This window comes from Enterobacter sp. 200527-13 (assembly GCF_027924865.1).
Lineage (GTDB): Bacteria > Pseudomonadota > Gammaproteobacteria > Enterobacterales > Enterobacteriaceae > Enterobacter > Enterobacter ludwigii.
On record NZ_BSCM01000001.1, the window covers coordinates 1,018,235 to 1,037,846 of the forward strand.

Here is a 19,612-nt window from a genome sequence, read left to right on the forward strand (position 1 = left end):
AGGTTGGTGTGGGTCCAGTCATGTTGGATGTAGAAGGGTTTGAACTGGATGCGGAGGAGCGTGAAATACTGGCGCACCCGCTGGTGGGAGGCTTGATCCTGTTCACCCGCAACTATCACGATCCGGCGCAGCTGCGAGAACTGGTGCGCCAGATCCGTGCTGCATCGCGCAATCATCTGGTGGTGGCCGTCGATCAGGAAGGCGGACGCGTACAGCGTTTCCGCGAAGGCTTTACTCGCCTGCCTGCCGCCCAATCTTTTGCGGCATTACTGGGCACGGAAGAGGGGGGCAAACTGGCGCAAGAGGCCGGCTGGCTGATGGCCAGCGAGATGATTGCCATGGATATCGACATCAGTTTTGCGCCGGTTCTGGACGTGGGGCATATCAGCGCCGCCATTGGCGAACGCTCATACCATGAAGATCCGCGTATTGCGCTGGCGATAGCGAGCTGTTTCATTGACGGTATGCACGACGCGGGAATGAAAACCACCGGGAAACATTTCCCGGGACACGGTGCGGTGACCGCCGACTCGCACAAAGAGACGCCGCGCGATCCGCGTCCGGAAGCTGACATTCGTGCCAAAGATATGTCGGTGTTCCGCTCCCTTATCACCGATAACAAGCTGGACGCCATCATGCCAGCGCACGTGATTTACAGCGACGTCGACCCGCGTCCTGCAAGCGGGTCCGCGCACTGGCTGAAAACCGTTTTGCGTCAGGAGCTGGGGTTTAATGGCGTGATTTTCTCAGACGATTTGTCGATGGAAGGGGCGGCGATTATGGGCAGCTACGCCGAGCGCGGTCAGGCGTCGCTGGACGCAGGTTGCGATATGATCCTCGTCTGCAATAATCGTAAAGGTGCCGTCAGCGTGCTGGATAACCTGTCGCCGATCAATGCACAGCGTGTTACACAATTGTATCATAAAGGTTCATTTAGCCGTCAGGAGCTGATGGACTCGGCGCGCTGGAAGACGGTCAACGCGCAGCTTGAAGCCCTGAATGAACGCTGGCAGGCACATAAAGCCAGCCTGTAAATCCTCCCGGAAGGCGTAGCGTGGTGAGAAGACAATGATCATCTATTTACACGGTTTTGACTCAAACAGTCCTGGTAATCATGAGAAGGTCCTGCAGCTGCAGTTTATCGATCCGGATGTCCGGCTGATCAGTTACAGCACACGCCATCCAAAGCATGATATGCAGCACCTGCTCAAAGAGGTGGACAAGATGTTGCAGCTCAACATCGATGACCGTCCGCTGATTTGTGGCGTGGGATTAGGTGGCTACTGGGCAGAGCGGATTGGATTCCTGTGCGATATCCGCCAGGTGGTGTTCAATCCTAATCTTTTCCCGAATGAGAACATGGAAGGCAAAATTGACCGCCCTGAAGAGTATGTCGATATTGCCACCAAGTGCGTCAGTAATTTTCGGGAGAAAAACCGCGACCGTTGTCTGGTGATCTTGTCGCGTAATGATGAAGCCCTTAACAGCCACCGGGCGGCTGAGCTGCTGCATCATTACTACGAAATTGTCTGGGATGAAGAACAGACCCACAAATTCAAGAACATCTCCCCGCATTTGCAGCGGATCAAAGCCTTCAAAACCCTGGGCTAAGCCACTGCGTACGACCTGCCAGGCCCGGCCGCGAAAGCGCCGGGCTTTCTTTTTGTCCAGAATTGTCTACTTTTAAGCCATCAAAACTTGATGCATATCAATTTTGGTATGACCAATGCGCCTGACGTGGTATTCTCAATGCACCTGAATGGTTTCAGTGCTGTAACCTGTTGTTAATTAAGGGTTATTTTTATAACTTTTAATTAACAATTGGTTAATAATTTGAGGGGGTCACGTTGACTACGCCATTGAAAAAGATAGTGATTGTCGGCGGTGGTGCTGGCGGGCTGGAGCTGGCTACACAGTTAGGCAAGAAGCTCGGTCGCGGCAAAAAAGCCAAAATTACACTGGTGGATCGTAACCATAGCCATCTGTGGAAACCGTTGTTGCACGAAGTGGCGACCGGTTCACTGGATGAGGGCGTGGACGCGCTGAGCTATCTGGCACATGCGCGCAATCACCATTTCCAGTTCCAGCTGGGCTCCGTGGTGGATATCAATCGTGAGAGCAAAACCATTACCCTGGCAGAGCTGCGCGATGAAAAAGGGGAACTGCTGGTCCCTGAGCGCAAACTGCCGTATGACACGCTGGTCATGGCGCTGGGCAGTACCTCCAATGACTTCAACACACCAGGTGTAAAAGAGCACTGTATCTTCCTCGATAACCCACATCAGGCACGTCGTTTCCACCAGGAAATGCTGAACCTGTTCCTGAAGTACACCAGCAATATGGGTGCGAACGGGAAGGTTAATATCGCGATTGTTGGTGGGGGGGCGACGGGCGTCGAGCTTTCTGCTGAGCTGCACAACGCGGTGAAACAGCTGCACAGCTACGGTTATAAAGGCTTAACCAATGACGCGCTGAACGTGACGCTGGTTGAAGCAGGTGAACGTATCCTGCCGGCGCTGCCTCCGCGCATTTCCGGTGCGGCGCATAATGAACTGACCAAGCTGGGCGTGCGGGTTCTGACCCAAACCATGGTGACCAGCGCTGACGACGGCGGCCTGCATACCAAAGATGGCGAGTACATCAAAGCAGACCTGATGGTCTGGGCTGCTGGCATCAAAGCGCCTGATTTTATGAAAGAGATTGGCGGGCTGGAAACGAACCGTATTAACCAGCTGGTGACCGAGCCGACCCTGCAAACCACACGCGATCCGGACATTTTCGCCATCGGCGACTGTGCTTCCTGCGCGCGTCCGGAGGGCGGTTTTGTGCCTCCGCGAGCTCAGGCAGCGCACCAGATGGCAAGCCTGGTACTGCACAATATTCTGGCGCAGTACAAAGGTAAGCCGATGAAAGCCTATGTCTATAAAGACCATGGTTCTCTGGTATCGCTCTCGAACTTCTCTACCGTCGGCAGCCTGATGGGTAACCTGATGCGCGGCTCCATGATGGTGGAAGGGCGTATTGCACGCTTTGTCTATATCTCGCTCTATCGTATGCACCAGATTGCCCTGCACGGTTACTTCAAAACCGGGCTGATGATGCTGGTGGGACGAATCAACCGCGTTATTCGACCACGCCTGAAGCTGCACTAATATTCTCTCCCTCCGGGGCCTCCGGAGGGAATTTTTAGCATATCATGCTGCTCATCGTACATTGAGTGCTTAAGAGTTCTCCTAAACACGATATATCTCTCCTCCACGTCCACTTTTTGATCCTTTGTCTTATTGGCGAAGCGCGACCTGCATTGCAAAATTGTTACCAATAGCAACAAAGGAGGAAGTCCCGTGAATAAATCAATGTTGGCGGGTATAGGGATTGGCGTCGCTGCTGCGTTAGGTGTGGCTGCCGTTGCCAGTCTCAACGTACTGGATCGCGGCCCACAATACGCACAGGTCGTGTCTGCTACCCCGATTAAAGAAACCGTGAAAACGCCTCGTCAGGAGTGCCGCAACGTCTCCGTGACCCATCGCCGTCCGGTACAGGATGAAAACCGTATCGCCGGTTCAGTACTGGGTGCGGTTGCCGGTGGTGTGATTGGCCATCAGTTTGGTGGTGGTCGTGGTAAAGATGTGGCGACCGTGGTCGGCGCGCTGGGCGGCGGCTATGCCGGTAACCAGGTGCAGGGCGCTATGCAGGATAACGACACGTACACGACGACTCAGCAGCGCTGCAAAACCGTCTATGACAAGTCGGAGAAAATGCTGGGTTATGACGTGACGTACAAAATTGGCGATCAGCAGGGCAAGATCCGTATGGATAAAGACCCGGGTACTCAAATTCCGCTGGATGGAAACGGCCAGCTGGTACTGAATAACAAAGTGTAAAAAAGATGTTCTCTGAACTTAGCTCCTCAAGCGCTCAGGCTGAGGAGCTTTTTTTTTGCGTCAGATTTTGAGCAGTTCAGGCCACAGTTTCAGCGTGGTCGCGGTAATGGTTTGCAGTTTTTCCAGCGTAGCCCCTTCACGAGCGCTTATCGACATACCCTGCAAAATACAGTTCAGGTATTGCGCCAGCATCTGTGGATTGCAATGCGCAGGAATTTCACCTCGTTGTTGGCGCTGAGACAGGAACGCGCTTAGCGTCTCTTCCTGCATGGCATGGCGCGATTTCACCGTGTTGGCAATCTCTTTTGAGGAGGCCGCAAGGGTGGCAGAGGTGTTAATCATAAAGCAGCCCGCTGGGGTATCTTTACTGGTGAAGCAGGTCGCGACGGTGGTGAAGTAGTCCCGTAGCGCCTGTTCGACGCTTTTCTCTTCACAAAACAGCTGGGCTTCGTGTTTCGCCGCAAAGCGCGAAATGTATCTGTCCAGCACCGCCCGGAACAGCCCCTCTTTATTGGTGAATTCAGCATACAGCGTGGGTGCTTTGGCACCGGTAGCTTCCACCAGATCGGAAAGCGAGGTCGCTTCATACCCATGTTGCCAGAAGAGAGTCATGGCCTTATCAAGCGCTGCATCCCTGTCGAACACTTTTGGTCGGCCACGGCTTTTCTTCGCGCAACTCGTCACGTCGGTTGTCATTTGCCGTTGGTCCTCTGTTGGTTTGTTGAATAATCATTATAAAAATAATCGCGGGTGACCACCAGCACTGATGAGAGAAAAATAAATTAATCATATGGGTATGAAAAATAACGGATTTAAAATTTAATTAATGTTCGTTATAAAAAGATGTTGACGCGTGAGCTGGATCACATTTATGATTTACCTATCGATCGTTAACTAAATAGCTAACGACCTCCAAATCATCTGCCCAAAGGTAAAAATCATGAAAAACGTAAAAACCCTCATCGCTGCTGCTGTTCTGAGTTCACTTTCTTTCGCAAGCTTCGCTGCTGTTGAAGTGCAATCAACCCCTGCTGACCAGCATAAAGTCGGGACTATCTCTGCTTCTGCCGGGACTAACCTGGGCTCACTGGAAGATCAGCTGGCGCAGAAAGCTGACGAGATGGGTGCAAAATCTTTCCGCATCACCTCAGTGACCGGTCCTAACACCCTGCACGGCACCGCTGTTATCTACAAATAAGCCTGGCTAAACCCTCATTTATGCCACTGCGATGCCACTGTAAAAAAGCCCTGCTCAGCAGGGCTTTTTTTATTGGGGATCACATTGACTGCTGGGTGACATCCTGATGCCGGGTGACATCGGTGGGCATCCCGGAACGCGCCTCCATCGCACGCTCCATCACGATGCCATCCGTGCGGGCATTCGTTTTAAAGCTCACCATCGCGGCATTCAGATTAATTGGCAGTGTCTGCGGATCGTCGCCAATGTTTTTCGATAACGGCTGGTGAATTTCAACCAGTCTTACGCCACCCGGCTCCTCAGAAACCTTAATGGGCGTATTAATAATATTCACTCGGGTACCAGGCGTGATCACGCTATAGAGCGTCTTGATATCATCATCGCGCAGACGAATACAGCCGGAACTGACGCGCATCCCGATACCGAAATCCGCATTTGTTCCATGCAGAAGGTAAACGCCACCATAGGCCGCAAGACGGATCGCGTGGTGACCCATCGGATTCTCCGGACCCGCTGGCACCACAGCCGGCAAATCAATTCCCTGTGCTTTATAGCGAGCACGAATATTAGCCGTTGGCGTCCAGGTTGGGTTGGCACGTTTATCCGATACGGTGGTGACCATTGTTGGGGTCAGCGTGTCGCCGCCCAGCTGGCCAATACCGATTGGATAAACGGTGACTTCATTTTTACCCGGCGGGTAATAGTAAAGACGCAGCTCGGCAAGGTTTATCACGATCCCTTCGCGCGCTACATCCGGGAGAAGGGTCTGCAACGGGATGGTCAGGACGCTGCCAGCGCGTGGCACATAGGGGTCGACGCCAGGGTTAGCCTGCAGCAGAGCCAGAAAGCCTACGTTATATTTTTTGGCAATCGCTTCGAGCGATCCCCCATTATTTTCAACCACATGAAAACGGTTTTCGCCCACGACCTTGCTGCCAGCAGGGGGAAGAGGCCAGGTATTTGCGCGTGCAGGAAGCGCAACAGCTACCGTTGCTGCCAGCGCAAACACGGTTATCCAGCGGGTAAAACGCGAAGAGGTCATCATCACCATAATCCATATAAATAATAAGGTTATTGTTTTATAAGGCGTTAACGATAATTATGGCGAATGGGTATGTCGGGAAATCCAGGTGAAGTGCAAAGAGTTTGTAAATTGTCCCCCCGTAAGCATTGCGCCAACGGGGGGAAGGGGGAATTATGCAACAGCGTTCTCTTCCAGCTGACGCATAAAGTGACGAACCCACTCCATCCGGTTTTTACGATCCGTCAGCTCCTGCGTAAATTTCAGACGCGTTGGACCATCCAGACGGAAATGCTGCGGCTGTTTCTGGAGCAGACCGATTAGCCACATCGGATTAACGTGATTCTTCTCGGCAAATTCAATCACGCCACCTTTTTCATTGCCTTCGAGCTTACGAATGCCCAGCTTCTGTGCCTGCTGGCGCAGCCTCGCAATATCCAGCAGGTTTCTCGCGGCATCCGGCAACAGGCCAAAGCGATCGATCAGCTCTACCTTAATTTCATCCAGTTCGTTCTCATTTTTCGCACTGGCGATACGTTTGTAGAACGACAGACGTGTGTTGACATCCGGAATAAAATCATCCGGTAGCAGGGAAGGCATGCGCAGTTCCACCTCAGTTTGCTGGCTGGTCAGATCTTCCAGCGATGGCTCACGTCCGGCCTTCAGGGCATCGACCGCATTTTCCAGCAGCTCCATATAGAGCGAGAAGCCGATGGTTTCCATCGAGCCGCTCTGGTCTTCGCCCAGAAGTTCACCTGCACCGCGGATCTCAAGGTCGTGTGTCGCCAGCGCGAAGCCCGCGCCCAGATCTTCCAGCGACGCGATAGCCTCCAGACGTTTTTGTGCATCGGTGGTCATCGCTTTCGGATGCGGGGTCAGCAGCCAGGCGTAGGCCTGATGGTGTGAGCGGCCAACGCGGCCACGCAGCTGGTGAAGCTGCGCCAGTCCAAAGTGATCTGCGCGCTCAATAATGATGGTATTGGCCGTCGGAATATCGATCCCGGTCTCAATGATGGTGGTACACACCAGGACGTTAAAGCGCTGGTGGTGGAAATCGTTCATCACCCGCTCCAGCTCGCGCTCGCGCATTTGACCGTGACCGATAGCGATGCGCGCTTCCGGCACCAGTTCGGCCAGCCTGTCCGCCGCTTTCTGGATATTTTCCACGTCGTTATAGAGATAATAGACCTGACCCCCGCGCAGTACTTCACGCAGAATAGCCTCGCGGACGACCAGGTTGTCGTACTCACGAACAAAGGTTTTTACCGCCAGACGACGTGCCGGCGGCGTGGCGATAATCGACAGGTCGCGCATGCCGCTCATCGCCATATTCAGCGTTCGCGGAATCGGTGTGGCGGTCAGGGTGAGGATATCGACGTCGGCACGCATCGCTTTAATACGCTCTTTATGACGGACCCCGAAGCGGTGTTCTTCATCGACGATCAATAGCCCCAGATCTTTCCACTTCACATCACTCTGCAGCAGCTTGTGGGTGCCGATCAGAATATCGATCTTACCCTCGCTGGCCTGTTCCAGAATCTGCGTCTGCTCTTTGGTACTGCGAAAACGCGACAGCATCTCAATACGAACCGGCCAGTTGGCGAAACGGTCGCGGAAGTTGTCAAAATGCTGTTGGGCGAGCAGGGTGGTAGGCACCAGCACCGCGACCTGTTTGTTGTTTTCTACCGCGAGGAAGGCGGCGCGCATCGCCACTTCGGTTTTGCCGAAGCCGACATCGCCGCAAACCAGCCTGTCCATCGCCAGCGGCTGGCACATGTCGCTCAGCACAGCATTAATGGCCTGGGCCTGATCCGGCGTGGTTTCAAACGGGAAGCTATCGCAGAACATCTGGTACTGTTGTTTATCATGCCTGAAGGCAAAGCCTTCTTTGGCCGCGCGTTGGGCGTAGATATCCAGCAGTTCTGCCGCCACATCACGCACTTTTTCCGCGGCTTTCTGCCGCGCGCGCGCCCAGGCGTCGCCGCCCAGTTTATGTAATGGCGCATGATCTTCTGCACCGCCGGCATAGCGGCTGATGAGATGCAGGGAGGAGACCGGCACATAGAGTTTGGCGTCATTGGCGTAGGTCAGCATCAGGTATTCGCCCTTGATGCCACCGGCTTCCAGCGTCGTCATGCCCTGATAACGGCCCACCCCGTGCTCGAGGTGAACAATCGGCTGGCCGGGGTGCAGTTCGGCGAGGTTACGGATCAACGTGTCCGGATTAATGGTGCGACGGCTGTCCTGACGGCGGCGCGCCACGCGTTCCCCCAGCAGGTCGCTTTCGCAAATCAGCGCCAGATTGTTGAGGGTATCCACAAACCCGTGCTCGGCGGAGCCAATCATCAGATAACGGCCATTACCGGTGGCTTCACTCAGGCGCAAAATACGTTTCGGCGCGATTTTGATCCGCCCCAGCAGTTCACCCAGCGCTTCCCGGCGGCCTTCGCTTTCAACGGAGAACACGACCGGCCCGGTAAAGGACTCGAGGAACTTGCGCAGATTATCCAGCGGCGACTTCTGCTGCGCCTGAACGGATAAATCCGGTAGCGTGCGGAAGGCGAGGTTGGTATTGGCGGCCTTGTCGGCGAGCGAATCGGTTTTTAGCTGCATACGCGGCCAGCGTTTCAGCTCGGCGTTCAGCTCGTCGGTGCGCAGCCACAGCACCTCCGGTGGCAACAGCGGACGCATCGGGTCCACGCCCCGGTTTTCAAAGCGGGCGCGAGTTTCGCTCTCAAAACGGCTGGCGCTGGCGTCGATATCACCGGTGTTAACAATCAGCGTATTGGCCGGGAAATAGCTGAACAGCGCGGGCAGAGGCTCGTTAAAGAACAGCGGCTGCCAGTATTCAATACCCGCCGGCAGCGTCCCTTTGCTGACCTGCTGGTAGATATGTTCGGCATCGCGTTTGACGTCGAATCTGTCGCGCCACTGGCTGCGGAACAGCTCAATTGCGGTTTTGTCTGTCGGGAACTCATGTGCGGGCAGTAAATTGATGGAGTCCACTTCTTCCAGCGTGCGCTGCGTGTCGGCGTCGAATACGCGCAGGCTGTCAATTTCATCATCGAAGAAATCCAGACGATACGGCTGGTCGCTGCCCATCGGGTAAAGATCGAGCAGTGCACCACGCGTGGCATATTCCCCGTGCTCCATCACCTGATCGACATGGCGATAACCGGCGCTGTCGAGCTGCGCGCGCAGGGCGTCCCGGGACAGGCGCTGGCCTTTTTTCATCACCAGCGCATGGCCATGAAGATAGCTGTGCGGACAGACGCGCTGCATCAGGGTGTTTACGGGGACGATCAGCACGCCGCGCTGCATCGTCGGTAACTGATACAGGGTCGACAGACGAGAGGAGATGATCTCCTGGTGCGGCGAGAAACTGTCATACGGCAGCGTTTCCCAGTCGGCCAGACTGAACACCAGATTGTCAGTGAACTGGCGGATTTCATCATGCAGACGCAGGGCATTTTGCATATCCGGGGCAACCAGTACCACCGGACCCGGGTGCCGCTCAGCGATTTCTGCCACCAGCGTGGCGCACGCCGCGCCAGTAAGTTCGCCCAGCTGGCGCTGATCGCCCGCTTTGACAGGCAAGGAATATCGATAGTGTTCAGGCATGGCTATGTCAGAGTCTCTTGGGGATATACCAACAGTATTGGGGCATATCACTGATACGCAATGTCTTTATTATCCTCGATCGTTTTACATAATCAAACCGGAACCGCACAGGGAGGAAATTCGCCCCCAAAAGGGGGCGAAAAGCGCATCAGCGGCTGGCCGATGACGGAGAAAGCGTGGAAGGCGGGGAGAAGAACACATCACCAAACAGTGCGGTGGAGACCTTACGCACCCCAAGCCCGGCAACGGTGCAGAGCAACAGGCTGGCAAACGGGTAGACCAGAATCAACGTCAGCTCCGCCCAGACCGGCCAGTATGCGGCATTCATCTCACCAATCAGGAACAGGCTAAAGGCCTCAATCAGGATGCGATGGGTGGTATAAATCGCGATGGTATTAGAACCGATCACGTTAAGCAGATTATTAGGATGGACGGCATAACGTTGCTCAATGCTGTAGAAAAGCTTCATGATCAACACAATCGACAGCAGGGAGAGCAGCAGCGGGACGTTAGCAAACCACAGCACCACAGAAATGGCAGCGAACGCGGCTAACGCCAGCCAGGCGCGACGCAGATTGAACCCTTTCATCCACGCCATCAGCTCAGCGCCATACCACGCGCCGAGGCTGTAGTAGATCATGTTGCGCACCACGCTGTTCATTCCCCACCACGGCAGCGGCAGGAAGTTTATCGCGACGCTCGCCAGTGCCAGCAGCCCCAGTACCGGCAGCTTCCAGCGGCTCAGCAGTTTACACAGCGTGAAATAGACCACCAGGGCATACAGATACCAGAGACTGGTGCTGGCGGTGAGCATTCCCTTCACAAACCCGGAAAGGGAATCGGCATAGGCCGCATTGGAGGAAGTGGCCAGTTCACGCTCGGGAGCAAGCCAGGCGTTGAGGTGGCTCAGCGCCTGCCATTGCAGAACGCCCCACAGCGCCAGTACCCAGACAATGCTCCAGATCCGTTTATCGAGACTGGTACGCCAGTCCACCTCATCAATGTAACGTCGAATCAGATAGCCGGAAATGAAGAAAAACACCGGCATGCGGAAGGGAGCAAGATAGAGATTAAAATAGACCCAACATTTGGCGAGAAGACCGGATAACGGATGTTGTAACCCATTGAGATGGGGATAAAAGGTGATGACTGAATGGTAGATAACCACCAGGCAGATACACAGCCCTTTTATCTGGTTAATCCATAATGCTTTTTGCTTCATTGTTCGCGACTACCTTTTTGCCATAAACGAACGAACAATTGTTGTTAAACAAAACCGTGATGTAACGGGTAACAGTCTGTATCAGGAGGTTTTTCGGAAAAGGTGGAGGCTGTACAGTGGGGTTTCAGAGAGTAGTACCCTGATTTATCTGAATTTTTCAGAAAAATGATTACCAAAGCTTACGGTTTCAGTCATTTACGCTTAAGGGATTCGCTTATATACTCGTGGGTCTGCTATCAGCAAACAGACGGATTTCATGTACCAACCTGTCGCACTCTTCATAGGCTTACGTTACATGCGTGGGCGCGCCGCGGACCGCTTCGGTCGCTTTGTCTCCTGGCTTTCGACTATTGGCATTACGCTTGGCGTAATGGCTCTGGTGACGGTTCTCTCCGTCATGAACGGCTTTGAGCGCGAGCTGCAAAACAACATCCTGGGGCTGATGCCGCAGGCTATCCTCTCCTCAACCAACGGTTCCGTTAACCCACAACAGCTCCCGGAAAGCGCGGCGAAGTTACAGGGTGTCACGCGCGTTGCGCCGTTAACCACGGGCGATGTGGTGCTGCAAAGCGCCCGTAGCGTGGCGGTCGGCGTGATGCTGGGCATTGACCCGGCGCAAAACGACCCGCTGACGCCGTTCCTCGTGAACGTGAAGCAGACCGACCTGGAAGCCGGCAAATATAACGTGATCCTCGGCGAGCAACTGGCCGGGCAGCTTGGCGTCAACCGTGGCGACCAGCTGCGCGTAATGGTACCGTCGGCCAGTCAGTTTACGCCGATGGGACGTTTGCCAAGCCAGCGCTTGTTTAAGGTGGTTGGCACGTTTGCCGCCAACAGCGAAGTCGATGGTTATCAGATGCTGGTGAATATTCAGGACGCGTCACGTCTGATGCGCTATCCGGCGGGGAATATCACCGGCTGGCGCCTGTGGCTCGACGCCCCGCTAAAAGTGGATACCCTCAGCCAGCAAACGTTGCCGGAAGGGACCAAATGGCAGGACTGGCGTGAACGCAAGGGCGAGCTGTTCCAGGCCGTGCGGATGGAAAAAAATATGATGGGGCTGCTGCTGAGCCTGATCGTGGCGGTCGCGGCCTTCAACATCATCACCTCACTGGGGTTGATGGTGATGGAAAAGCAGGGTGAGGTAGCCATTCTGCAGACTCAGGGGCTAACGCCGCGCCAGATCATGGCGGTATTTATGGTGCAGGGTGCCAGTGCCGGGATTATCGGTGCGCTACTCGGTGCGGCGCTGGGGGCGCTGCTCGCCAGCCAGCTTAACAATTTAATGCCGATCATCGGCGCTCTGCTTGATGGTGCGGCGCTGCCCGTGGCTATCGAACCGTTACAGGTGATTGGAATTGCGCTGGCTGCGATGGCCATTGCGCTGCTTTCTACGCTTTATCCTTCCTGGCGCGCTGCCGCCACTCAACCCGCTGAGGCTTTACGTTATGAATAAGATCCTGTTGCAATGCGACAACCTGTCCAAACGCTATCAGGAAGGCACTGTGCAGACTGACGTGTTGCACAATGTGAGCTTCAGCGTAGGCGAAGGTGAGATGATGGCGATTGTGGGCAGTTCCGGCTCCGGGAAAAGTACGTTATTACACCTGCTCGGTGGGCTGGATACACCCACCAGCGGTGACGTGATTTTCTCCGGCCAGCCGATGAGCAAAATGTCATCTGCGGCAAAAGCGGAGCTGCGTAACCGCGAGCTGGGCTTTATCTACCAGTTTCACCACCTGCTGCCGGATTTCACGGCGCTGGAAAACGTGGCGATGCCGCTGCTGATTGGTAAAAAGAAACCCGCAGAAATTACTACCCGCGCCAGCGATATGCTGAAAGCGGTTGGGCTTGGGCATCGCGGTAACCATCGTCCTTCTGAACTTTCCGGCGGTGAACGCCAGCGTGTGGCCATTGCGCGTGCGCTGGTCAACAATCCGCGCCTGGTACTGGCGGATGAGCCAACGGGTAACCTGGACGCCCGCAACGCGGACAGTATTTTCCAGCTGCTGGGTGAGTTGAATGCCTCGCAGGGAACCGCGTTTCTGGTGGTAACCCACGATCTCCAGCTGGCAAAACGGATGGGGCGTCAGCTTGAGATGCGCGACGGTCATCTGAACCCAGAGCTGACCCTGATGGGGGCGGAGTAATGGCTTCACCGTTATCGTTACTCATAGGGTTGCGTTTTAGCCGCGGACGTCGTCGCGGCGGCATGGTGTCACTGATCTCGGTGATCTCCACCATCGGTATTGCGCTGGGGGTGGCGGTGCTGATCGTGGGCCTTAGCGCCATGAACGGTTTTGAGCGTGAACTGAATAACCGCATCCTGGCGGTGGTCCCGCACGGTGAAATCGAACCGGTGAATCAGCCGTGGACGCACTGGAGCGATGCCCTGAGCAAAATCGAAAAAGTGCCAGGCATCGTGGCGGCCGCGCCTTACATTAACTTTACCGGGCTGGTCGAGAGCGGCGTTAACCTGCGCGCCATTCAGGTAAAAGGGGTGAACCCGGTGCAGGAAGAGCGCCTCAGCGCGTTGCCGAAATATGTGCAAAACGGCGCGTGGGCAAACTTTAAGGCCGGTGAACAGCAAATTATTATGGGCAAAGGCGTTGCCGAGGCCCTGAAGGTTAAGCAGGGCGACTGGGTCTCTATCATGATCCCGAACGCCAGTGCCGACCACAAGCTGCAGCAGCCTAAACGTGTACGCCTGCACGTCACCGGTATTCTTCAGTTAAGCGGCCAGCTCGATCACAGCTTTGCGATGGTGCCGATGGAAGATGCGCGCCAGTATCTCGACATGGCCGACAGCGTGACGGGGATTGCCATTAAGGTCAACGACGTCTTCAACGCCAATAAACTAGTGCGTGATGCCGGCAGCGTGACCAATAACTATGTCTACATCAAAAGCTGGATTGGCACTTACGGTTATATGTACCGTGATATCCAGATGATCCGCGCCATTATGTATCTGGCGATGGTGCTGGTGATTGGGGTCGCGTGCTTTAATATCGTTTCGACGCTGGTGATGGCGGTCAAAGACAAGAGCGGCGACATCGCCGTCCTGCGTACCCTGGGGGCAAAAGACGGTCTTATTCGCGCCATCTTTGTCTGGTACGGTCTGCTGGCTGGGCTGTTCGGGAGCCTCTGCGGCGTGGTGATTGGCGTGGTGGTTTCTCTGCAGCTGACGCCAATTATCAATGGCATCGAGGCGCTTATTGGCCACCAGTTCCTGTCGGGTGATATCTATTTTATTGACTTCCTGCCGTCTGAATTGCACTGGCTGGACGTTTTTTATGTGCTGGTAACGGCACTTTTACTGAGTCTGCTGGCAAGCTGGTATCCGGCGCGTCGCGCAAGCCGAATTGATCCGGCGAGGGTACTAAGTGGCCAGTAATTACGTCATGATTTAGCGGTCGTCAGGCCGCCAAATCAAAAAGAGGAATGCATGATGTATTATGGATTTGATATTGGCGGCACCAAAATTGCGCTGGGCGTGTTTGATAAAAACCTCAAACTGCAGTGGGAAACCCGCGTTCCCACGCCACGCGAAAGCTACGATGAATTTTTAACTGCCATTGCCGCACTGGTGGCGCAAGCTGATTCACGTTTTGGCGTGAAAGGCAGCGTCGGCATTGGTATTCCGGGAATGCCCGAAACTGACGATGGTACGCTGTATGCGGCCAACGTTCCTGCTGCCAGCGGTAAACCGCTGCGCGCCGATCTCTCCGCTCTGCTTGAACGCGACGTGCGTTTAGATAATGATGCCAACTGTTTTGCGCTCTCCGAAGCCTGGGACGATGAGTTTCAGCGCTATCCGCTGGTGATGGGGCTGATCCTCGGCACGGGCGTAGGGGGAGGGATCGTCATCAACGGTAAGCCGATTACCGGGCGCAGTTACATTACGGGAGAGTTCGGCCATATCCGCCTGCCGGTTGATGCCCTGGCGGTCGTCGGGCGCGACTTCCCGCTGACCCGCTGCGGTTGCGGTCAGCATGGCTGTATTGAGAACTACCTCTCCGGACGTGGGTTTGCATGGCTTTACGAACACTTCTATCATCAGAAACTTGAAGCCCCTCAAATCATTACCTTGTGGGAGCAGGGGGATGCGCAGGCGCGAGAGCACGTTGAGCGCTATCTGGATCTGCTGGCGGTGTGTCTGGGAAATATTCTCACCATCGTCGACCCGGATCTGCTGGTGATTGGGGGAGGGCTTTCAAACTTTAGCGCGTTAACGGAACAGCTGTCCGGGCGTTTGCCCCGACATTTATTGCCGGTTGCCCGCGTGCCGCGTATTGAACGTGCGCGACACGGGGACGCAGGAGGGATGCGCGGAGCCGCATTCCTTCATCTCACCGATTAGTTTACGAGGTTTTTATGCTGTCGCGTCGCTTAGGTCGACTCAGCCGTTTTCGCAAAAATAAACGCCGCTTACGTGAGCGCTTGCGCCAGCGGATCTTTTTCAGAGACAGAATGATGCCAGAAGCGATGGATAAACCCAGAGTGGTGGTGCTGACCGGGGCGGGGATCTCCGCAGAGTCAGGTATTCGCACTTTCCGCGCTGCGGACGGGTTATGGGAAGAGCACCGTGTTGAGGATGTGGCGACGCCGGAAGGCTTTGCCCGCGATCCGGATCTTGTGCAGGCGTTTTATAACGCCCGCCGTCGTCAGCTGCAGCAGCCAGAGGTTGTGCCTAATCCGGCGCACCTGGCGCTGGCGAAGCTGGAAGAGGCGCTTGGCGATCGTTTTTTGCTGGTTACGCAGAATATCGACAATCTGCATGAACGGGCCGGTAACAAAAACATCATCCATATGCACGGTGAACTGCTGAAAGTTCGCTGCGCCTGGAGCGGTCAGGTGCTGGACTGGAAAGAGGACGTGCTGCCTGAAGATAAGTGCCACTGCTGCCAGTTTCCGTCGCGCCTGCGTCCGCATGTGGTCTGGTTTGGTGAAATGCCGCTTGGTATGGATGACATCTACAGCGCGCTGGCCATGGCGGATGTCTTTATCGCGATTGGCACGTCTGGCCATGTCTATCCGGCGGCCGGCTTTGTTCACGAAGCGCGGCTGCACGGTGCGCATACGGTTGAGCTGAATCTTGAGCCGAGCCAGGTGGGCAGCGAGTTCGAAGAAAAGCACTATGGCCTGGCCAGTACCGTCGTACCGGAGTTTGTCGATAAGCTCCTGAAAGGGCTGTAATCGCGATAGCCTGAAAAGGCACCCGTCCTGCGGGTCCCTTTTTTGTTTATGGCGTAAAGTACGCCAGCGTTTTCTCCAGCGATTTCGCCTGTTCGTCCAGCGACAGGGCCGCTGCTGAGATCTGTTGTACCAGGGACGCGTTCTGCTGGGTCGTGCTGTCCATCTGATTGACGGCAATGCTGACCTGGCTAATTCCCCGATTCTGCTCATCCAGAGCCTGAACAATATCGTTAATCACCAGATGCACATGCGACACGGCCTCAATGACCTGCTTCATCATGACGCCGGTTTCATTGACCAGCTCAACGCCTTTGCTGACACGACCTGAAGACTCGGCTATCAGCTGGGAGATCTCTTTTGCCGCGTTGGCGCTTCGCTGGGCAAGGTTGCGAACTTCACCCGCCACCACTGCAAAACCGCGCCCCTGTTCGCCCGCACGCGCCGCTTCTACGGCGGCATTCAGCGCCAGAATATTGGTCTGGAAGGCGATACCGTCCACAATGCTGTTGATCTCTCCAATCTTACGGGCGCTTTCGTCAATTTCCCCGATCACCACCACGACATCGTTGACCAGCGTCTCGCCATGTCCGGCAAGGGTCGCGGCGCGATCGGTAAGGGTGGTAGCTTTGTGCGCATTGTCGGCGTTATTTTTCACCGTGACCGAAATCTCTTCCATGCTGGCCGCGGTTTCGACAATCGCCGCTGCCTGTTCTTCGGTGCGTGAGGCCAGATCGAGATTGCCTGCCGAAATTTCACTGGTGCCACCGTGAACGGAGTGGCTGGCTTCGCTGATGTTACCCACGATGCGCTTGAGCTGCATCTGCATGGTGTGCAGGGCGTAAAAAATACTGCTGGTATCTCCGGGACGCACCGGGATAGCGTTGTTCAGGTCGCCTCCGGCCACGGCCAGCGCGATCCCGGCGGCATCTGACGGTTCGCCCCCCACCGGGCGGTCCACTTTACGGGTAAAGATTTGCGCCATGACCAGGCTGACAACCACAATGCTTAACACCATCAGGAGGATGGCTTTCAGTAAAAATTGTCTTGCCTCGGCCATCACTTCGCTGACCGGGGTGACGATAGCCAGCTTCCAGGGCGTCTGACTGTTGCCGATGGTAATCGCCTGCCAGGTGATAAACGCCTCTTCCTTCAGTTGAGGATCGTTTGTGCGTATCACTTCATCCCCTGTGACAGTTCCGGTGTAAGGCTTGCCTACGGCACGTTTATCCGGGCTGGAAACCACGCTGTTGCCCGCCGACAGAAGCAGGGCGTAGCCTGTACCGTTCCACGGTTTAATCGCCCCGATCATCGATTGCAGGGTAGCGAGCGAGAAATCCGACGTGACGGACCCCAGGAACTGACCCTCACGCATGATGGGGGCGGCAATCGAGGTGAGCATTACGTCCACCCCATTGTAGGGATAAATATAGGGTTCGATGATGACATCTTTTTGCCGTTGCTTCGGCAGCAGATAATAATCGCCGCTGCCGGGCGTTTCGATGTCCGTCAGCAGATGTAATGCCGGTTTGCCTGTGGCGTCGCGGTCAACGTAGCGGGCGTAACGTCCGGCGGGATGTTCACCGCTCTGACCGGCAAAGGTGGCATCGTTGCCATCGAAGGCATCAGGTTCAAAGGCCATCGACATTGAAAGAAACTGAGGGTGCGCTGAGAGATAATGGATTAGCAGCTGGTTGAGTCCCTGTCGATCAGCGATGCCCGCGTCGCGCAGTGCCTGAGCGCTATTTCCCATGTCCCGTGCGGCCGCCAGAGCGGAATCCATCTGTTTACTGACCTGCAACGACTGCACTTCAGCAATCTGGCGGATGTGTTTTTTAGCCAGCACTTCTTGCTGATCCATCCACTGCCACATCATAAAACCGATCGTTGCCGTAAAGCCCACCGTCACGGTGAGGAAAATGGACAATAGCATCAACGTCTTGACTCTTATTTTTTGTTTTCGGACCATGGCGTCTTTCATTCTCAACTCCCGTAATGACGTGCATGTCGGGCAGGCACAGATCACTTATCGGATATTTCGCCATGTTTCTGTAGAGCACCGGGTATATTTAATTTAAATTTTTGATCGCTAATTCCCGTTAATTAGTGTGGATGCTTTTATTTTGTGCATTCAATCAAATTAGTGTTCGATAATGCTCGTTATCGTTGTGCAGATAGGGGATGCTAATAAATATAAAGACGTTCAGGAGGATGGGATATGTATGGATTTATCGCGAGACAACCCATTTTTAACCTCGATATGAATACCGTGGCCTATGAGCTGCTTTTCAGAGACGGAATGACCAACCGTTTCCCGGATGTGTCGGCGGAATATGCCACATCCAGAATGATATCAGACCAGTTCTTATCCGTGCCGTCCCAGCGCATCGCCGGAGAACATACGTCGTTTATCAATTTTCCTTCCCGGATGATCATCGACCGCAGCGCTGAGGCGCTGGACAAAAACAACGTGGTCATTGAGATCCTTGAAGATGCTGACCCGGGTGAGGCGCTTTTGCAGGCCGTGAGAGAAATGTATGAGCACGGGTACTGCTTTGCGCTCGATGATTTCACTCTCGCACCGGAATGGGATGTTTTCTTGCCCTATATTTCCATCATCAAATTCGATGTCCAGAATTACACCTTAGCGCAAATTCAAAATTACCTGAGTGAGCGTAAAAGCCTGACCGGGCATATTAAATATCTGGCTGAAAAAATTGAGACTAAAGAGGAATTCAAACAATACAGCGATGCCGGATTTTCTCTTTTTCAGGGATATTTTTTCTGTCGTCCGGAGGTGATTAAATATAAACGGCTATCGCAAAATCAGCTTGCAATTTTCCGTCTGCAAATGGAAGTAGGACGCAATAAACCTGACTTTCGGATCATCGAGGCGTTAATCAAAAGCGACCTCACGCTGTCCTATAAAATCATGCGCTATATGAAGCACACCGCTTTTAAACACATGGGGGTCTGTAATTTCAGCAAGTTAACCCTGAGTGAAGTGCTGAGGTACCTTGGAGAAAATCAGCTCAGAAGGTTTGTAGCCGTTGTAGTGCTGGCAAGTGCAGCCAACGACACTGTCACCGAGCTTTACCCGATGAGTATGATGCGCGGGAAATTCTGTGAACTGATTGCCGAGAAACTGAACGAGCCGATGCTGGCTGAGAATGCGTTCATGTGCGGTCTGTTCTCACTGCTTGATACCCTGCTTGAGCTGCCGATGGCAGAGCTGATGACGCAAATTGCTGTCCCGCAGAGCGTGAGTAATGCGTTGTGCCATCAGGAAGGGCAGTTAGCGGACATGGTTCGCCTCTGCCATTACTACGAGCAGCAGCAGTGGGATGAGGCAAGCAGAATAAGTCACGCGCTGGGGCTGGCAGAGGAAGACATCGTAGAGACGATGAGGAAGGCCACGATCTGGGCCGGGGAGAACGCCGTCAGTTAATCGTTCCTCACTCCGCTAAGACGGA

The 19,612-nt window shown here is 54.6% G+C and carries 16 protein-coding genes; 11 read left to right on the forward strand and 5 right to left on the reverse strand.

The window, feature by feature from the left end:
* Nucleotides 1-8 precede the first annotated feature (8 nt).
* From nagZ to QMG44_RS04815, 4 genes are all read left to right on the forward strand, one after another.
* Nucleotides 9-1,034, forward strand: a complete 1,026-nt coding sequence (gene nagZ, locus QMG44_RS04800; RefSeq protein WP_020884661.1) for a beta-N-acetylhexosaminidase — start codon at nucleotides 9-11, stop codon at nucleotides 1,032-1,034.
* A gap of 34 nt (nucleotides 1,035-1,068) precedes the next feature.
* Nucleotides 1,069-1,611, forward strand: coding sequence for an alpha/beta hydrolase YcfP (gene ycfP / locus QMG44_RS04805; RefSeq protein WP_013097106.1), 543 nt, complete (start codon nucleotides 1,069-1,071; stop codon nucleotides 1,609-1,611).
* A 236-nt stretch (nucleotides 1,612-1,847) separates the two neighbouring features.
* Nucleotides 1,848-3,152, forward strand: coding sequence for an NAD(P)/FAD-dependent oxidoreductase (locus QMG44_RS04810; protein ID WP_025204449.1), 1,305 nt, complete (start codon nucleotides 1,848-1,850; stop codon nucleotides 3,150-3,152).
* Nucleotides 3,153-3,344: 192 nt separating this feature from the next.
* Nucleotides 3,345-3,884 (forward strand): glycine zipper 2TM domain-containing protein, encoded by a 540-nt coding sequence (locus tag QMG44_RS04815; RefSeq protein ID WP_008500779.1) that lies wholly within the window; start codon nucleotides 3,345-3,347, stop codon nucleotides 3,882-3,884.
* Between the two features lie 60 nt (nucleotides 3,885-3,944).
* On the opposite strand, the gene comR is transcribed toward QMG44_RS04815, so the two are convergent.
* Nucleotides 3,945-4,580: a TetR family copper-responsive transcriptional repressor ComR gene (gene comR, locus QMG44_RS04820; RefSeq protein WP_014169591.1), complete on the reverse strand. Its 636-nt coding sequence runs from the start codon at nucleotides 4,578-4,580 to the stop codon at nucleotides 3,945-3,947.
* A gap of 244 nt (nucleotides 4,581-4,824) precedes the next feature.
* On the opposite strand from comR, the gene bhsA reads away from it, so the two are divergent.
* Entirely contained in the window at nucleotides 4,825-5,082 is a 258-nt protein-coding gene (gene bhsA, locus QMG44_RS04825) for a multiple stress resistance protein BhsA (RefSeq protein WP_013097102.1), read from the forward strand.
* A 79-nt stretch (nucleotides 5,083-5,161) separates the two neighbouring features.
* On the opposite strand, the gene QMG44_RS04830 is transcribed toward bhsA, so the two are convergent.
* The 3 genes from QMG44_RS04830 to QMG44_RS04840 all read right to left on the reverse strand — a co-directional run bounded on the left by QMG44_RS04830 (nucleotide 5,162) and on the right by QMG44_RS04840 (nucleotide 10,946).
* Nucleotides 5,162-6,127, reverse strand: coding sequence for a L,D-transpeptidase family protein (locus QMG44_RS04830; protein WP_044858705.1), 966 nt, complete (start codon nucleotides 6,125-6,127; stop codon nucleotides 5,162-5,164).
* Nucleotides 6,128-6,277: 150 nt separating this feature from the next.
* Complete coding sequence (gene mfd / locus QMG44_RS04835) at nucleotides 6,278-9,724, reverse strand: transcription-repair coupling factor (RefSeq protein ID WP_025204447.1); 3,447 nt, start codon at nucleotides 9,722-9,724, stop codon at nucleotides 6,278-6,280.
* Between the two features lie 148 nt (nucleotides 9,725-9,872).
* Nucleotides 9,873-10,946: an acyltransferase family protein gene (locus tag QMG44_RS04840; RefSeq protein ID WP_032677891.1), complete on the reverse strand. Its 1,074-nt coding sequence runs from the start codon at nucleotides 10,944-10,946 to the stop codon at nucleotides 9,873-9,875.
* A gap of 256 nt (nucleotides 10,947-11,202) precedes the next feature.
* On the opposite strand from QMG44_RS04840, the gene lolC reads away from it, so the two are divergent.
* Genes lolC through cobB form a run of 5 tightly spaced genes read left to right on the forward strand, consistent with a single transcriptional unit; the run spans nucleotide 11,203 to nucleotide 16,142 of the window.
* The gene (gene lolC / locus QMG44_RS04845) at nucleotides 11,203-12,402 is read left to right on the forward strand and encodes a lipoprotein-releasing ABC transporter permease subunit LolC (protein WP_086532685.1); all 1,200 of its coding nucleotides are present in this window, start codon (nucleotides 11,203-11,205) and stop codon (nucleotides 12,400-12,402) included.
* Nucleotides 12,395-13,096, forward strand: coding sequence for a lipoprotein-releasing ABC transporter ATP-binding protein LolD (gene lolD / locus QMG44_RS04850; protein WP_025204445.1), 702 nt, complete (start codon nucleotides 12,395-12,397; stop codon nucleotides 13,094-13,096). Before lolC ends, lolD begins: the two co-directional genes overlap by 8 nt.
* Nucleotides 13,096-14,340, forward strand: a complete 1,245-nt coding sequence (gene lolE, locus QMG44_RS04855) for a lipoprotein-releasing ABC transporter permease subunit LolE (RefSeq protein ID WP_014169597.1) — start codon at nucleotides 13,096-13,098, stop codon at nucleotides 14,338-14,340. The genes lolD and lolE overlap by 1 nt, the downstream gene beginning before the upstream one ends.
* 54 nt (nucleotides 14,341-14,394) lie before the next feature.
* Nucleotides 14,395-15,306 carry an N-acetylglucosamine kinase gene (nagK, locus tag QMG44_RS04860; RefSeq protein WP_025204444.1) on the forward strand — a complete coding sequence of 304 codons (912 nt, stop codon included), beginning with the start codon at nucleotides 14,395-14,397 and terminating at the stop codon, nucleotides 15,304-15,306.
* 14 nt (nucleotides 15,307-15,320) lie between these two features.
* A complete protein-coding gene (gene cobB / locus QMG44_RS04865; protein ID WP_014169599.1) occupies nucleotides 15,321-16,142 on the forward strand; it encodes a Sir2 family NAD+-dependent deacetylase in 822 nt (273 codons plus the stop codon).
* Nucleotides 16,143-16,188: 46 nt separating this feature from the next.
* Here the strand turns inward: cobB and QMG44_RS04870 are convergent, their stop codons facing one another.
* Nucleotides 16,189-18,120 carry a methyl-accepting chemotaxis protein gene (locus QMG44_RS04870; RefSeq protein ID WP_086532684.1) on the reverse strand — a complete coding sequence of 644 codons (1,932 nt, stop codon included), beginning with the start codon at nucleotides 18,118-18,120 and terminating at the stop codon, nucleotides 16,189-16,191.
* A gap of 237 nt (nucleotides 18,121-18,357) precedes the next feature.
* On the opposite strand from QMG44_RS04870, the gene QMG44_RS04875 reads away from it, so the two are divergent.
* Nucleotides 18,358-19,587: an EAL and HDOD domain-containing protein gene (locus QMG44_RS04875; RefSeq protein ID WP_281852998.1), complete on the forward strand. Its 1,230-nt coding sequence runs from the start codon at nucleotides 18,358-18,360 to the stop codon at nucleotides 19,585-19,587.
* Nucleotides 19,588-19,612: the final 25 nt, after the last annotated feature.

Coding starts and splice junctions, on each gene's coding strand:
- ycfP (WP_013097106.1), top strand. CDS start 1,069: ATGATCATCTATTTACACGGTTTTGACTCAAACAGTCCTGGTAATCAT.
- comR (WP_014169591.1), bottom strand. CDS start 4,580: ATGACAACCGACGTGACGAGTTGCGCGAAGAAAAGCCGTGGCCGACCA.
- bhsA (WP_013097102.1), top strand. CDS start 4,825: ATGAAAAACGTAAAAACCCTCATCGCTGCTGCTGTTCTGAGTTCACTT.
- QMG44_RS04830 (WP_044858705.1), bottom strand. CDS start 6,127: ATGATGACCTCTTCGCGTTTTACCCGCTGGATAACCGTGTTTGCGCTG.
- mfd (WP_025204447.1), bottom strand. CDS start 9,724: ATGCCTGAACACTATCGATATTCCTTGCCTGTCAAAGCGGGCGATCAG.
- QMG44_RS04840 (WP_032677891.1), bottom strand. CDS start 10,946: ATGAAGCAAAAAGCATTATGGATTAACCAGATAAAAGGGCTGTGTATC.
- lolC (WP_086532685.1), top strand. CDS start 11,203: ATGTACCAACCTGTCGCACTCTTCATAGGCTTACGTTACATGCGTGGG.
- lolD (WP_025204445.1), top strand. CDS start 12,395: ATGAATAAGATCCTGTTGCAATGCGACAACCTGTCCAAACGCTATCAG.
- lolE (WP_014169597.1), top strand. CDS start 13,096: ATGGCTTCACCGTTATCGTTACTCATAGGGTTGCGTTTTAGCCGCGGA.
- nagK (WP_025204444.1), top strand. CDS start 14,395: ATGTATTATGGATTTGATATTGGCGGCACCAAAATTGCGCTGGGCGTG.
- cobB (WP_014169599.1), top strand. CDS start 15,321: ATGCTGTCGCGTCGCTTAGGTCGACTCAGCCGTTTTCGCAAAAATAAA.
- QMG44_RS04870 (WP_086532684.1), bottom strand. CDS start 18,120: ATGAAAGACGCCATGGTCCGAAAACAAAAAATAAGAGTCAAGACGTTG.
- QMG44_RS04875 (WP_281852998.1), top strand. CDS start 18,358: ATGTATGGATTTATCGCGAGACAACCCATTTTTAACCTCGATATGAAT.